The sequence below is a fragment of the Tautonia rosea genome, assembly GCF_012958305.1.
In the GTDB taxonomy this organism is placed as follows: Bacteria; Planctomycetota; Planctomycetia; order Isosphaerales; family Isosphaeraceae; genus Tautonia; species Tautonia rosea.
The window spans coordinates 1-13065 of sequence record NZ_JABBYO010000008.1 but is presented as its reverse complement, the minus strand read 5'-3'; the positions used below and the strand labels follow the sequence as shown (position 1 = coordinate 13065).

Sequence of the window (13065 nt, the reverse complement as noted above, 5' to 3'; positions counted from 1 at the left end):
CCCGCAGGCCCCGCGCGAGGCTCTCCCCAGAGCTTCTCGCGGGGCCTGCTCGTCGTTACCGTCGCCCCCTCATGCGATGCTCCCCTCACCCCGGACCTCTCCCCGCTCGCAGGGAGAGGGAGACGGACAATCAACCCTCTCCCCGGGTCGTGGGGGAGCAGGTGGCCGCAGGCCGGGTGAGGGGGACGACCTGCAGACGCAGGAACGACTCGCGACGGGGAATCAAGGACCGATCGTCACCCCCAGCGCCACAACTTGGGAGGGAAAGAATGCCATCAATTGATTATCCGCCATCAGGATCACCAGCTTTCGCCCATCTTCCAGATCCGGCCCGAACGCCATCCCCTCCAGATTCGTCGGAATGAACCCCTCGATCGTCCCCAGATCCAGCACCAACCGCTTCGTCACCGGCACCACATCCGCTCGACCCGCCAGCCGATCGGCCCCAAGCACGTTCGTCGCCCCCGCGCTCGACACTTCATAAAGCCGCACGGAAAACCCCGAACCCGTCGAGAACGACCGCTCCAGCGCAAGCCATCGCGATTCGTCGATCGCCAGCAACTCCACCAGCCCCGCGACGTTCGCACCGTTCTTCCCCACAATGGGATCGGCCTCATAAACGAACTCGGCAACCGGCATTCCTGAATCTGTCTCGAACCTCAACACCCGGCAGGGCGAGCCGCGCTCGACGCTTGCCGCCGGTCCATCCTGATGCAGGGCGTTCTCGGTCGCTGTATCGAGAAACCGCCCCCCCGGCGTCAATGTCAACGACTCGAACGCCAGGTTACTCCGCACCCCTCGCCTCGGCGTCGATGCCGGCAAGTACGCCTCCGGCACCTCCATGCTTCGGCGATACCTGCCGGATGTCCCGTCAAACCGATCCACCGAGGGCGGCACCGGAGACGAGGCATTCGGCATCCCTTCCGCACTGATGAAGATGTCTCCATTCTCGCCGAGCGCAATTCCTTCCGCGTCCACCGACCCTTCCGGAACGCGCGATCCGTCCGCCCTCGTCAACTCCAGCATCCCTTCCAGGCGAACCCCCCTCGGCCTCAGCCGTCCGTCTTCCAGGCCGATCGTCAGGCGATACACCCTCGGCGCCGCCATTCCCGGACCCCCTTTGTCGTCCGAGATCGCCAGGTACTCCCCCTTCACCTCGTCAAAGACGATCCCCGACAAGCCCCCGACCCGCGTCCCTTCCACCGTCGCATTCCCGGCCACCGTCGCCTGTCCGAGAAATTCGACCTCCGCGACGACCGGCCCGCCCTCGATCGGCTGCGCCCTTGCCTGGGTCGCAAGGATCATCAAGATCATCGCCACAATGCAATCACATCTCATAATGCTCACTCGATGGCTGTGTGCTTATCCCAGGTGGGACGGAGCACGAGCCCCATCGCTCGTGCCCCTGCTGAGACCTGTCGCGATCACGGCGTAATGGCCCGCATCAGGCCCCCGCGCCTGGCCTGCCGGCAACCTCTCGCACCCGACCGCGCTGGCGGCGCGAGGCAATGGCGTTGACAGCATTGATATAAGCGAGTGCGCTGGCCTCGATGATATCAGTCGAGGCCGCCCGGCCGCGGAAGTCGTGCGCGTCGCTCTCAACCGCCAGTTCGAGCGTCACCTCGCCCTGGGCGTCTTTCCCGCGCGAGACGCTCCGAATCGCGAAGTCGTGCAGTGAGGCACGCACCCCGGTCACGCGCTCGACCGCCTTGAAGATCGCGTCGACTGGCCCGGCGCCGATCGCCGCGTCCTGCACAATCTCCCCGGCCGGGTTGCGAATGCAAACGGTCGCCGTCGGCAGGGTGTGCGTGCCGGTCGTCGTCTGCACGCTGATCAGCTCCCAGGCTTTGGGCACGTCATCCCCGATCTGCTTCTCGATCAGGATCGCGAGGTCCTCGTCGTAGACCTCCTTCTTCTTGTCGGCCAGCGCCTTGAAGTCCTCGAACAGCGCGTTGAGCTGCTCCTCGGTCAGGTGGAAGCCCAGCTCCACCGCCCGGTCCTTCAACGCATGCCGGCCCGAGTGCTTCCCCAGCACCAGGTCGGTCTTCGGTACGCCGACCTCCTCGGGCCTCATGATTTCATACGTCGATCGTTCTTTCAGCATGCCGTCTTGATGGATGCCCGACTCGTGGGCGAACGCATTGCGCCCCACGATCGCCTTGTTCCGCTGCACGGCCAGCCCGGTGATCGTGGTCAGCAACCGACTCGTCGGGAAAAGCCGCTCGGTCTTCACCCCGGTTTCGACCCCGTACACATCCTTCCGGGTCTTCAGGGCCATCACAATTTCTTCGAGCGCCGCGTTCCCGGCCCGCTCGCCGATCCCGTTGATCGTGCACTCGACCTGCCTTGCCCCAGCCTCCACCCCCGCCAGGCTATTGGCCACGGCCATCCCCAGGTCATCATGACAGTGCACGCTGATGATCGCCTTCTCAATGTTCGGCACTCGTTCCTTCAGCGTCCGGATCACCTTGGCAAACTGCAGAGGAGTGGCGTATCCGACCGTATCAGGGATGTTCACCGTGGTCGCCCCGGCGTCGATTGCCGCCTCGACCACCGCGCACAGGAAGTCGATCTCAGTCCTCGCCGCGTCCTCGGGGCTGAACTCGACGTCGGCGCAGTAGCCGGCCGCGCGCTTCACCCCGGCCACGGCCCGGTCAATGATCTGCTCGGTGGTCATCCGCAGCTTGTGCTCGCGGTGAATGGCCGACGTGGCGAGAAAGACGTGGATGCGCCCGTTCTGGGCGAACCGAATCGCCTCCCACGCCCGGTCGATGTCCCGATCATTGCAGCGGGCCAGGGCACAGATCGTCGGCCCGGCCACCTCGGTGGCGATGGCCCGCACGGCCTCGAAGTCGCCGACCGAGGCGATCGGGAACCCGGCCTCGATAATATCGACCCCCAGGTCGGCCAGCGCCCGGGCCAGTTCCAGCTTCTCGGCGTGGGTCATGCTCGCGCCGGGCGATTGCTCGCCGTCGCGGAGCGTGGTGTCGAAGATCCGGATACGTGCGTCGTCGGCCATGGGGGGCCTATCCTCTCTCGTCGTGCTCGGAGTGTGTTGAAACGATCAACGGCCGGCGGGGTCGATCGAACCGAACCAAAGGGCGATGCGAGAACGCAAAAAAAAAGCCCCGAGATCCACCGGCCGGGTGGGTCTCGGGGCTTCGTCGAGTCTCGTGTCCTGTGCGACTCGTTCCGACGACGCTCCCTACTCCCCCACCCGGCCCGTAAGCAACAGGCCGAGTGCCAGGCTCAGTCGAAGGCCCAGCAGCAGGAGAATGGAGGGCGTCTGCATCAGGATCACGTCGATCGCTCGTGATTCAAATTAAAGAAAACGTGGATGAAGTCAGCTCGCCTGACCTCCCATCACCACGTCTCCTGATCGTACGGGCGATCCTCCACCATCGTCAACAGAAAAAAATTGCAAACGCACAACGCCCAGCACGCTCCTCCATTTCACCCCTGGCCCGCGGCCTTTCCGTTCGATCCGGAATGATCGGCATAGGTTGGCCAGGTCGGTTCGTACCCCGCAACCGCCTGGAGTCCCCAGCTCGACCAGCCCGCCCGGGTTCCTCGCGCGAACAATTCCAGATACGGACCACTCGAACACGACTCGATGATCGCATACTGATGGTCCGGCTTCCGGCTATGTTCCTGCTTCCGCGATGCAAACAGGTTGACCTGCCGCCTGCCCGCCTCTCTCGTCCTCGCGCTTCGGCCTCGAACGCCGAACAGGAGCAGCTCCGTCACATTCCGAAAGTAAAACCCGACCCCCCGCCCGTCGCTCCCCCCGTCCTTGCGGACTTTGTGCCAGACGAGGTTCCCTTTGTACCGAAACCCCCACGCCTGCATCACCCTCAAGCCGTCCGGCAAAAGCGCATTCGGCACCCACAAATACAGATGTGCCGGCTCCTCCACCACCTGATCCACCGGTAGGGCTGCAATCTCGTCCAGGGTCATGGTCTCATACCGGTTCAGCCTCCGATGCTCCGGCGCCACCTTTCCCGTCCGATTCTGAAACTGCCAAGGCGGGTCTGCCAGCACCGTCCGAAACCGGTTCTCCCCCGCAAACTCCAGGAGATCCCGACAGCCTGTTTCCATCCTCCACGCACTCCGGGGCCGACCGCCGCCTTTGTTTCGCCTTACCTGCGCCTCGCCTCGCCCCAGTCTACCTCACCGCCCGCCCTGGTGCCCGTGAATCATCCGGTCTTGCGATTTTCGGCGAACTCAGACGGCCGCCCGAGTCTTCCCCAGCAGCAGCACCTTCATGTCGCCCTCGGCCTGCACACTCGCCCAGAGGAGATACGGCGCCAGGAACATCATGCCGCCCAGGAAGGCGACAATCCCCAGCGCGATCCCCCTCCCGGTGAACTCGTGACGCCACGCCACCCAGATGCCCGACAACCCGAGGAAGGTCATGAAGTCGAGGTTGAACTGCCCCGGCCACGACATTTCCGCGATGCTCGAAAAGAACAGCGGCAGCAGGTTCCAACCGTGTTGAATTCCGACAACAACCGTGTAGCCGGAAAGGCACACCATCACCCCGATAAGGTACACGCGAAACAGCGTCATTCGTTCTCTCCGGAGGTCTTCTTCGTTGCCGCGATCCGCCAACCCACCCAAGACTATCCCACAAACGTCACGATCCGCCCTCCCGGTTCATACAGGCTGCCGTTCGGCAAGACCAGCAAGCCATCAGACGTCCGAAGTTTCGCCTCGCTCCGATGCAGAGAGAGGTAATTGAATGCCTCGTCCGTCATCTTCTGAATCGTCCCGTATTTCTGTCCATGTTTATGAAAATGGTACGAAATGTTACAAACGATTTCGTCGAAGCGGCCGTCAGAGGTCTGCACCGGCGTGAACGACCGCGCCGACCAGCGCTGACGAATTTCGGGGGTGATCGCCGCGGCTACCGCCTTCAGTTGCAGCAACGATTTCCCGCGCTGGACCTCGCGCAGGTACTGCAAGTACGCAATCCGGTTGCGTGGCGACTCTCCCCCGTAGAGCAATTCTTCCACCTGATCTCGTGGCATGACCATCCCTCCGTCAGGTTTCTTGAGGCGAGGAACGCCCCGACCCTTCATGGCCCCACCAGCGTCATCCTGCTCCGATGCCCCGCGCCGCGCTCTCTTCGATCCTGTTCGGACCCCCTCATCCCTTGCCACCCACCCGCTCCGGATCGCCCTTGACCTCAAGAAGGTGATGAACGTGGCAAGGCGGAGGGCTCACTCTCACCAACATGTTTAACCATGATCGATTTCACGATCCCGTGCGGATACACCGGATGATCGTATGCGACCTCATAGCCGAGCGTCCTGTAGAATCGCGGTGACTGAAAGCTGAACGTCTCCAGCGAGAACGAGGAACATCCGCGACTTTGCGCGTGTGCCTCGAACGCCAGGACCAGTCGCGATCCGATTCCCCTGCGGCGATACCTCGGGTCGACCCAGAGCTGTTGCAATTCGCAGCAGGAACCCCATCGGCGGCCAATCGCTCCGCCGATCACCTCCCCAGACTCCCCATGAACGAAGCACGCAATCGGCTCGACTTCGTGGAGCGGGGCCATCGACTCATTCGCCTCCCCCAAACCCCGGTCAATCCGAGAGGATTCCTCAGTCGGGTGGCTGTCATGGCATGAAATCGAGTACCCCTCCACGATCCTCTCCTGCCGCTTCACGACCTCGCGTTGCCGACCAGCCCGCCCGAACCTGACCGTCATCGAACGTCCTGTAACCACCGAGGCGGACTGGCTCCGCCGCAGCGAAGGAGTCGGCACCAGCCTCATCCAATCGGCATGCCGATGACCTGCCGCCAATCGCGGTGGTGATTGCCCGAGATGTAGACTTCCCCGCCGCGCCCAAGCACGACTCGCAGATCGCCCGACTCCGCCGACGTGCCGACGTAGTATTCCCGGTAGTAGTCGCCCGGCTTCACCGGCAGGTCGAGCCAGCGATTCTCCCAGAGCCTGTGTCCGCGCCAACCCTGGGGCAGCCGCCCGGCTCGGAAGTCACGGACCAATTCGGGAAGATTCGCCAGCCTCGGATCGCTGAATGGGTTGCTCGCGCCCCACATCACCCGGTCACGGACAGGCATTGGCCACCTCCGATCACATGACGAACGATCGCGGTTCCCTGATCAGCCGGCCTCACGAAGGAAATGAGCCACCGCAGAACCAATCGCTCGCTCACTGGCCACGGCGCGTCAAGGCAGTGAGATTGACATCAGAGGCTATGAGCGTGATTCGTTGCTTCCGCGCAACCAGTCCCAGGCGGCATCCACTTCGGATGCATCGAAGTACTTCACAGTTGCCTGGGTAAACGGTTTGCAAAACCGCGTCATCCATTCCTGCCATGTCGATTCACCGACCATCGCGATCCGATCGAAATCGGCGTAATGCTTCATTCCGAACCTGAGATCGTCCCAGGCGGCGTGCATGTCCCACCCATGAAAGTCTTCGAACTGCGCCAGCAGCGAGACCTTACCACCCGCCTCCGCCAGGGCCGCTTCGACCGTGGGTACAAAGTGCTGATAATCCTCGTCGTGCAGTTTCCCGCTCAATCGGAAGGCGAGAAGCCTCGGGGAATCGGTCTGAAGTTGCTTAATCATCGCACCGCCTCCCATGTCGTCAGACTGCCTCACACGCCAAACGCTCCGCGAATTGGCCCGCCGAGCCTCCTTCCCCATGAGACCCGAACCCGATCCGCCAAGCCCAGTCGCCCACCGTGTAAGGCACGGCGAAGGCCGCTCGCCGCTCAAGTCGTGATTTCGACCACGGTCTCGCGGTCGAGTGCAACCCATGCCTCCTCGTGAATCGATCCCACTTCGATCTCGACTCGTCCGATCGGGGCCTCGACCGAGGCCACACCATCACGGTCGGTGACGGCTGAGGTCTTCCCTCAGACAAAGCCGCAGCCCCGAATCATTACGCGCTCGCCCGCGCACGGCGAACCGTCCTGGCCACGAACAACAATCAGGAGCGAGCCCGTCAACAGCACATCACGCTGCAAGGGGCCCTTGGCATCAAACGACGTCAAATCATCAAGCGGTGACCAGTCTTCCATCAGATTGCCTCCGCCGTCTCACCGACTCAGCCCCTCGGACCAGCCCGCCGGGGTTCTCTCTGATAATACCAGGAACAGGAGCGACCGCTCGTACGAAAGACGAAGCCGCGAAGATTTCCCCCCCCGACGTTCGCCGGGAAGCGATCTCAATCCGGCACGAAATTGACGTGAGTGACCCGTCCCTCCCGGAAGTGGACGATACCACGGTCCGCGTCGTTAGACGGTCCTTGCGGTGGACGCCGATAACGAACGGTTCCGGTCAGAGCCCCCGAACCCTCGGAACCCCTCGTCGAGGTGCCTCCCTCCTCGTTCGTAAGCTTGACGAAGTCGGACATGATCTGGTCGACCTCAGCTTCCAACATCCCCGCCTCGATGCGGTATAGCGTCTGGAGGAACGGCTTCCGAGACACTAATCCCTGCTTGCCGTAATGGGCGGCGACCAAAACGACCATCGCGCAAAGGAACAGCCGGATCGGGAGAGACTTGAGCCGATACCGAACAAACAGCAGCGAGCACGCCAGCAGCGCGACCCCTAGGTAAAGCCACCACGGGAAGGGGTGTCCCCCGGACGATTCCACGAGGAACTCCACATACGCAAGAACGGTCAGCACCATGATCCCGACTGTGGCCAGGATCATTGGTTTCAATGCCATTCCGATATGCTCGAATGTAAATCGGTTGATCACGATTGCGGGGTCCTCACGATTGAGCTCTCATGCGCCGTCTGCCGGAAAGCCTGCGAGCCTAGAAAACGCAAATCAACGCCCCGCGCCAGTGTAGCCAGGGCAAGTGGACAACTCCCCCATCGAACTCGCTCAACCCCGCCGCCATACGGCCCACCCTAGCCCGACACAGAGAAAAACCCCCAGGACCAGCACGCTCAGAAGTCCAACCCCCTCCGCGCCGATCCCCTCCGGCTTCAGCGGAAGCCCCGCAGCGGCAGCCGTTCGCTCCACCTCCTTCAGGGGAAGGAACCACCGCTCGTCCTGCGCATCGTTGCGGATCAGCGTCAGCCCTGAAACGGTTGCTTCTGCCAAAATACGGTTCACATGACTGATCGTAAGGCGAACATCACCGTCGAGGCTCGTTCTCAGCGGATCGATTGAATCGGCCGTGAACGATGGAAAGTCCTCGTCCAACATGATCGGTGCCTGCTGCAATGACCGCCACACGGTCGCAGCGTCCTCGGTCCCTCGATCATCATTAGAACTGCGCAGAACGAGCGTGTCGCTGGCATACACGTGGACCTGAAGAAGGCGGGCAGCCCAGGCAGACGGACAGAACATCAGGCACACGACAAGTGCCAGAAAATTCCCCTTCAACAGACGGCGCCCGTCTCGCCTTCATATGACAAACTCCCCCGTCATCACCCTGACCCAGCGCAGAAGGCCGTTCTTCCGAGCGAACACGGTGCACCAGTCGAATCGCCGCGGCTGGCCGGCACCCCTTGACGGTCACTGTGAGGCAGCCCGGCCGGGATTCAACTGAGCACGGATCTGCTCCCAATCGTGACGCACCAGCGTCATCGTAACGGCCCTGGGAGGCCCTCGAAACCACGGTCGATTCTCCGCTCGCAGAATTTCGCCCTCCAGCCAGTCACGATCGAATCCGGTCCACACCCCGGCGACCGACAGGAGGTTCGGCCAGAGGACGGGGCCGACCTCTCGGCAAAGGATCTCCTCCAGTTCGGCTTCAGAGTATCCGGAAGACGCAAGAACATCAGCGATCCGCCGATGGTCGTCGGGCTGAAGCTCCCGGTCGAGGAACAGATCCGAGAGGGCGTCCCAGACAGGTCGGCGCCGCTCCAGTTCGACCGAGGCTGCTCGCATCCCTCTCCGCCCCCATCCCAGGCTCTGCGGACCGTCCCGCCGAGTGAACCCGGTAAGCCGGCCTTATCCGCCGGTCAGCCCCCGACACGATGGCTCTCTCCTCCAGCTCTTGAGGATCGCTTCCGTCAAGGTTTCAACCCCTGGAGCAACTCAACCGCCGTGGCGACGAGCCGTTCGCCACAACCCGGTTCAAGTGGGCAGGTCGTCGGTTCGTAGTGGCCCTCCTCGAATGCCCGTCGGGTGGGGATATAAAAATCCATGTCGTTGGCCAGCGAGATGACGATCGTCGTCCGGAACGGAGAGGCCGACTTGATCGCCATCCCCAGCTCGACGAAGACCTCGTGCGGCAGTGCGACGACCGCCGTGTCCTCGTCGAGGCGGATTACCTGGACCTCCTGTGGAAGCCGGTCGCCGTGCTCCTCCCGGAACCGGTGCCCGAGCATCGTCCGCCAGGCGGCCACTCGCTCCAGGAACGGCCGGCCCCCGTCGTCGGGCTCCTCCAGAATTCGCCGCGACTGCTCATATTCTGCCTCACTGATCGGTAGGATCGGCGCGGCGACAGTGGCCGAGCGGATCGCGAGCTGATCGCCCGCAATGGGCCGTGACAGCGGCAGGGCGCGGGCGATCGTCGCGGCAAGGCGGGCGCCGACGTACGGCGGGTACGTCTCGCCGTCCTGGGGATCGCTCGTGTTCACGTCGATGTGGTTGACGTCCCCGGCGCAACCCTGGGCGAAGAGTGAGACGAACTCCCCCTCCCCAAGTTGCCGACGCAGGTGCGCTTGAAGATGGCCGGGGTAGTCGGCGCCGAAGGGCGGATCGCCGTAGATCGCCGTGTGCATCGCAAAGACGGTCAGGCCCCCAAGAGGTCGGCCGGTCTCGGCGTCGCGCGCCAGCACGAACGGCAACTCCGGGTCCGTCGGCCCGAGAGGCCGGACAATCTCCGGGTTCAGCTTCCCCGGAATCCACCCGGTGGAGCCATCCTTCATCAGAAAGCGGCGATTGAAGGCCAGTCCGGGTTGCAGCGGGACCACGACCGACAGCGCGGCGCCTCGACGATTGGCGTGGGCCTCGGCAATGACTTCCACCCAACGTTCGACGAGCAGCGCCTGATAGTCGATCGGCTCGCGCGGGTCGCGGCCGCCGTTCTCCTCAGCCGCCCGAGCACTGAAGACATCGCGCAACGGGCCATGGTACTCCGGCCCCCCGTGGGTGTGCGTCGCCGTGATGATAATGTTCGCCGGAGGGATGCCAATGCGCTCGCCGGCCCGCGAGCGGGCCCGATCGGTCAGCGCTCGCGGGACCGAGCACAGGTCGTTGCCGACCAGGACCACCTCGACGTCCCCTTGCGAGAACGCCATCGCCTTTGCTTGAAGCGGATCACGCACACCGGTGCTGATCATCTCCCCGTACCCGCCGGCGCGGCGCCAGCCGACCGGAGGGGTAATGTCGACGGTCGCGAAGCCAACCTCGAACTCCGCCGCCTGGCTCCCTCCAAAGGTCGTGAGGACCAACAGGACCAGCGCGAACACGCTCCAGTGCGGGACGTAACGCATCAAATTTCTCGGAAACGTTTTGGGCAATGCGCGGCCGAATTCTCGAGAGGAAGCCCGTGACTGACAGGCTTTGGTGCCCTGCGGTTGTCCCGAGGCCAGCCACCTGTCCCACATCATGAGCAACACCTTGAGCAGACGCGCGGCCAGGGCAGACGCCTCAAGAATCCATGAACGCCGAGGGTCCCCCGACAGGAACCTTGAGGTGACGAAACGAACTCCCCGGACACCGCCCCGAGGAGCCCCATAACCACCACGACCATCATCGGCCTCAATCCTGGCCCGTTCAAGAGCCTCACTGCGTCTCCGACTCCCGAACAACCACCACGCCCCGACGCCGCCCATCATTCCCCCGCGTGCCGACTCTTGAGCACCGTGACAGCAGAGGCCATGAGCCCGGTGAGGCGGCGTGCCCCGATCAGCACATGGGGAGGATACGCCGGCCCTTCGTTAAGGCTCGGGTCGGGGCGGGTTCCCGCACCGATACCGATCGCGCGGCGTCTCGCTCCCGCACATGATCACCGTCCCCGGCGTATCCCGCCTCCCATAAGCGGAAGTGCGGATATCGACGTTGTCCGCCTTCAGATCGAAGGTGCAAGCGGTTGGCTTCAGCTCGAAGAGGCCCGCAGGGACCCACTCTTCCTCCTCCTCGTCGTACATCGAGCCCTCCAACCTCACGAACAGCCCGTCGATTAGCAGTTTCCTGGTCCCCTCGGCACCGCGTTCCCAGGTGAACGGGGCCATGTTGTAGCGCCCCTCGGGATCAACGCCCTTGATCATGAGGCGCTTGATCCTCGCGGTTGCCACGCCGGTTTCTCCACCCCAGCCGAGTTGGATCGCCGCCCCGTTGCGATGCTACTCAATGGTCACGTCCTCAATCGTGATGTCGTGATAGAGTTTGGGCCGTATCGGATGAGTGAGGCCGACCCCCGGGTCGAGACCTCGGAGAGTCGAATGCATCCAACGGCGAACCTCGATGCGACCGCCCCCGGCAAAGGAGCTGAGCCACTGCCCCAAAAAACCGTCCGCCTCCCGCTTGACCCACCCCCGGCTTCATAGTCGTTCGAGCTAAGCTGCCCGCGGAGGCAGGTGCTGTAAGCCCGGACTGAGACGATAGTACCTCTGGCTCAGGCCGGGCTTACAGCACCTGCCTCCGCGGGTCAGCTTGAGCGAGGGGTTAGCCGTCATCGGCGCGTTATGCCAATAGCAGTGGCCCAAGCAGACCAAGCCAAGTAACCATTCCGACAGCAGCGCCGATTGCAAGTATTAGAAAGCCAAGCCTTCCCGCCCACCGCCAAATCAATACAAGGCCTGCAAGAAAGACCAGTGCCCCGGCTGACGCCAATAGAGGCGCAGGCCAGCCGAGTGCATAAGCCGCAGTAACTTCGTCAAAACTGGGCTTGGCGGGCTCAGCAATTCCCACTGCAACAAGTGATTGTTGAAACATGAATACGACATTGATGACGAATCGCGGGAGGCAAGCCGCCATGAGCGGAAGACCCCATTGCTGCGTGCGAAACATAGCACCGATCGTCATGAGCAAAGCTGTCACTGCCGGCCCTGCGAGAGTTGCAGCCGCAACATAGAGAGGCTCTCCGCCAAAGGGTGGAGTTTCGGGAACCCCGCTCACGCTTGCATAGTGCAGCTGCGCAGGGAAACCGAAGCTTACTGCGACGACGAGGTGCCCGACTTCGTGCAACAAGGTTGCTATTGGGAAGAGGGCAGCGGTCCAAAAGAAGTACGCCCACCGTAGTTCAGATACCCAGTGAGGGATGCTTGATGCGGCGATGCGGAGTTTGGACACTTGTGTGACGCCTAACGACCGCGGTAACCGGGCCGCCGCCAAGGTGCTTTGAGTTCAAAATGGGCGTGCTCGGCGGCTCCGGTTCACCGCTTGGTTCTGCCCGTCTTGGATTCAGGAAGTTTGACGACTGCTTGTTGCAGCCAGTCATTGTACCATTCTAAGAACGTGACGCGTTTCTTGCGTTTCAGTTGCGTGGGCTTCAGCCCCTCTTGGTCGGTGCGTAGGTCTTCCCAAATGTGCCCAGCCTCGGGGCCCGTGACAACAAGCCAGTTCCGATATGCACAACCTTGGTGGCAAATCGGTATTGCGCCGTTTACGTTCTCGGTGTTCCAGTAAATCTCGTAAAACCGTTCCATTGCAGCATCGTAAAGCGATTCATCATCCTGATCTTCGGGAAATGGCGGAACATCATTCCATGCCCTTGTATGCGGAAACGGCTTGCTGAGCGTTCCCACGAAGCCATCGTTTTCCTTCCAGCGTTGGAACGAATCACAATCATCCATTTCATGAAACTTGAATACTCCGTAATACGGTCCCGCACCTCCGTTTCCAAGCTCCGTGATGAAGCGACGATAATCTTCCGGAAGTATGATTTCGTGCTTTGATTCAAAGTTGGCTATGACCGATTTCCGAACCACGGGGTTCAGCTTGAAGCCATGTACTTCGGCACCAAACACTTTAGGTGCCCGCTTGGCAGTTCGGCACCGTTCAAGATCATCGCGAATTGATTCGATGGTTGCGGGCATCAAGTTTCAGGGCAGAACGACCAAGCTCAGCGGACCACCCCGCCGAGAGTAACCGTCCGAGTAACCAGCAAGGGCCGA

The 13065-nt window shown here is 62.5% G+C and carries 15 protein-coding genes; all 15 read right to left on the bottom strand.

Going from position 1 to position 13065, the window contains the following annotated elements; genetic code table 11:
- Nucleotides 1-222: 222 nt before the first annotated feature.
- The 15 genes from HG800_RS15110 to HG800_RS15040 all read right to left on the bottom strand — a co-directional run bounded on the left by HG800_RS15110 (nucleotide 223) and on the right by HG800_RS15040 (nucleotide 12987).
- Nucleotides 223-1305, bottom strand: coding sequence for an esterase-like activity of phytase family protein (locus HG800_RS15110; RefSeq protein ID WP_169977477.1), 1083 nt, complete (start codon nucleotides 1303-1305; stop codon nucleotides 223-225).
- A 139-nt stretch (nucleotides 1306-1444) separates the two neighbouring features.
- Complete coding sequence (locus HG800_RS15105) at nucleotides 1445-3019, bottom strand: 2-isopropylmalate synthase (RefSeq protein ID WP_169977476.1); 1575 nt, start codon at nucleotides 3017-3019, stop codon at nucleotides 1445-1447.
- A 434-nt stretch (nucleotides 3020-3453) separates the two neighbouring features.
- Nucleotides 3454-4098, bottom strand: a complete 645-nt coding sequence (locus HG800_RS15100) for an MT-A70 family methyltransferase (RefSeq protein ID WP_169977475.1) — start codon at nucleotides 4096-4098, stop codon at nucleotides 3454-3456.
- A 126-nt stretch (nucleotides 4099-4224) separates the two neighbouring features.
- On the bottom strand, nucleotides 4225-4569 hold the full coding sequence (locus tag HG800_RS15095) for a hypothetical protein (protein ID WP_169977474.1): 345 nt from the start codon (nucleotides 4567-4569) through the stop codon (nucleotides 4225-4227).
- A 53-nt stretch (nucleotides 4570-4622) separates the two neighbouring features.
- Nucleotides 4623-5030, bottom strand: a complete 408-nt coding sequence (locus HG800_RS15090) for a hypothetical protein (protein WP_169977473.1) — start codon at nucleotides 5028-5030, stop codon at nucleotides 4623-4625.
- 158 nt (nucleotides 5031-5188) lie between these two features.
- A complete protein-coding gene (locus tag HG800_RS28440) occupies nucleotides 5189-5563 on the bottom strand; it encodes a GNAT family N-acetyltransferase (protein ID WP_206352285.1) in 375 nt (124 codons plus the stop codon).
- Nucleotides 5564-5778: 215 nt separating this feature from the next.
- Nucleotides 5779-6090: a ribonuclease domain-containing protein gene (locus HG800_RS15080; RefSeq protein ID WP_169977471.1), complete on the bottom strand. Its 312-nt coding sequence runs from the start codon at nucleotides 6088-6090 to the stop codon at nucleotides 5779-5781.
- A gap of 135 nt (nucleotides 6091-6225) precedes the next feature.
- Entirely contained in the window at nucleotides 6226-6603 is a 378-nt protein-coding gene (locus HG800_RS15075; RefSeq protein WP_169977470.1) for a SpoIIAA family protein, read from the bottom strand.
- A 290-nt stretch (nucleotides 6604-6893) separates the two neighbouring features.
- Nucleotides 6894-7058 (bottom strand): hypothetical protein, encoded by a 165-nt coding sequence (locus HG800_RS15070; protein WP_169977469.1) that lies wholly within the window; start codon nucleotides 7056-7058, stop codon nucleotides 6894-6896.
- A 146-nt stretch (nucleotides 7059-7204) separates the two neighbouring features.
- A complete protein-coding gene (locus HG800_RS15065; protein WP_169977468.1) occupies nucleotides 7205-7711 on the bottom strand; it encodes a hypothetical protein in 507 nt (168 codons plus the stop codon).
- Nucleotides 7712-7873: 162 nt separating this feature from the next.
- Nucleotides 7874-8380 carry a hypothetical protein gene (locus HG800_RS15060; protein ID WP_169977467.1) on the bottom strand — a complete coding sequence of 169 codons (507 nt, stop codon included), beginning with the start codon at nucleotides 8378-8380 and terminating at the stop codon, nucleotides 7874-7876.
- Nucleotides 8381-8512: 132 nt separating this feature from the next.
- Entirely contained in the window at nucleotides 8513-8887 is a 375-nt protein-coding gene (locus tag HG800_RS15055) for a DUF7079 family protein (protein WP_169977466.1), read from the bottom strand.
- Between the two features lie 125 nt (nucleotides 8888-9012).
- The gene (locus HG800_RS15050) at nucleotides 9013-10440 is read right to left on the bottom strand and encodes a hypothetical protein (RefSeq protein ID WP_169977465.1); all 1428 of its coding nucleotides are present in this window, start codon (nucleotides 10438-10440) and stop codon (nucleotides 9013-9015) included.
- Between the two features lie 447 nt (nucleotides 10441-10887).
- Nucleotides 10888-11244 (bottom strand): hypothetical protein, encoded by a 357-nt coding sequence (locus HG800_RS15045; RefSeq protein WP_169977464.1) that lies wholly within the window; start codon nucleotides 11242-11244, stop codon nucleotides 10888-10890.
- Between the two features lie 1080 nt (nucleotides 11245-12324).
- Nucleotides 12325-12987: an SMI1/KNR4 family protein gene (locus tag HG800_RS15040; protein WP_169977463.1), complete on the bottom strand. Its 663-nt coding sequence runs from the start codon at nucleotides 12985-12987 to the stop codon at nucleotides 12325-12327.
- Nucleotides 12988-13065 lie beyond the last annotated feature (78 nt).

Bases quoted from the DNA above. Each gene is read 5' to 3' on its own strand.
- HG800_RS15110 (WP_169977477.1), bottom strand. From the start codon at position 1,305: ATGATCCTTGCGACCCAGGCAAGGGCGCAGCCGATCGAGGGCGGGCCG.
- HG800_RS15105 (WP_169977476.1), bottom strand. From the start codon at position 3,019: ATGGCCGACGACGCACGTATCCGGATCTTCGACACCACGCTCCGCGAC.
- HG800_RS15100 (WP_169977475.1), bottom strand. From the start codon at position 4,098: ATGGAAACAGGCTGTCGGGATCTCCTGGAGTTTGCGGGGGAGAACCGG.
- HG800_RS15095 (WP_169977474.1), bottom strand. From the start codon at position 4,569: ATGACGCTGTTTCGCGTGTACCTTATCGGGGTGATGGTGTGCCTTTCC.
- HG800_RS15090 (WP_169977473.1), bottom strand. From the start codon at position 5,030: ATGCCACGAGATCAGGTGGAAGAATTGCTCTACGGGGGAGAGTCGCCA.
- HG800_RS28440 (WP_206352285.1), bottom strand. From the start codon at position 5,563: ATGGCCCCGCTCCACGAAGTCGAGCCGATTGCGTGCTTCGTTCATGGG.
- HG800_RS15080 (WP_169977471.1), bottom strand. From the start codon at position 6,090: ATGCCTGTCCGTGACCGGGTGATGTGGGGCGCGAGCAACCCATTCAGC.
- HG800_RS15075 (WP_169977470.1), bottom strand. From the start codon at position 6,603: ATGATTAAGCAACTTCAGACCGATTCCCCGAGGCTTCTCGCCTTCCGA.
- HG800_RS15070 (WP_169977469.1), bottom strand. From the start codon at position 7,058: ATGGAAGACTGGTCACCGCTTGATGATTTGACGTCGTTTGATGCCAAG.
- HG800_RS15065 (WP_169977468.1), bottom strand. From the start codon at position 7,711: ATGGCATTGAAACCAATGATCCTGGCCACAGTCGGGATCATGGTGCTG.
- HG800_RS15055 (WP_169977466.1), bottom strand. From the start codon at position 8,887: ATGCGAGCAGCCTCGGTCGAACTGGAGCGGCGCCGACCTGTCTGGGAC.
- HG800_RS15050 (WP_169977465.1), bottom strand. From the start codon at position 10,440: ATGCGTTACGTCCCGCACTGGAGCGTGTTCGCGCTGGTCCTGTTGGTC.
- HG800_RS15040 (WP_169977463.1), bottom strand. From the start codon at position 12,987: ATGCCCGCAACCATCGAATCAATTCGCGATGATCTTGAACGGTGCCGA.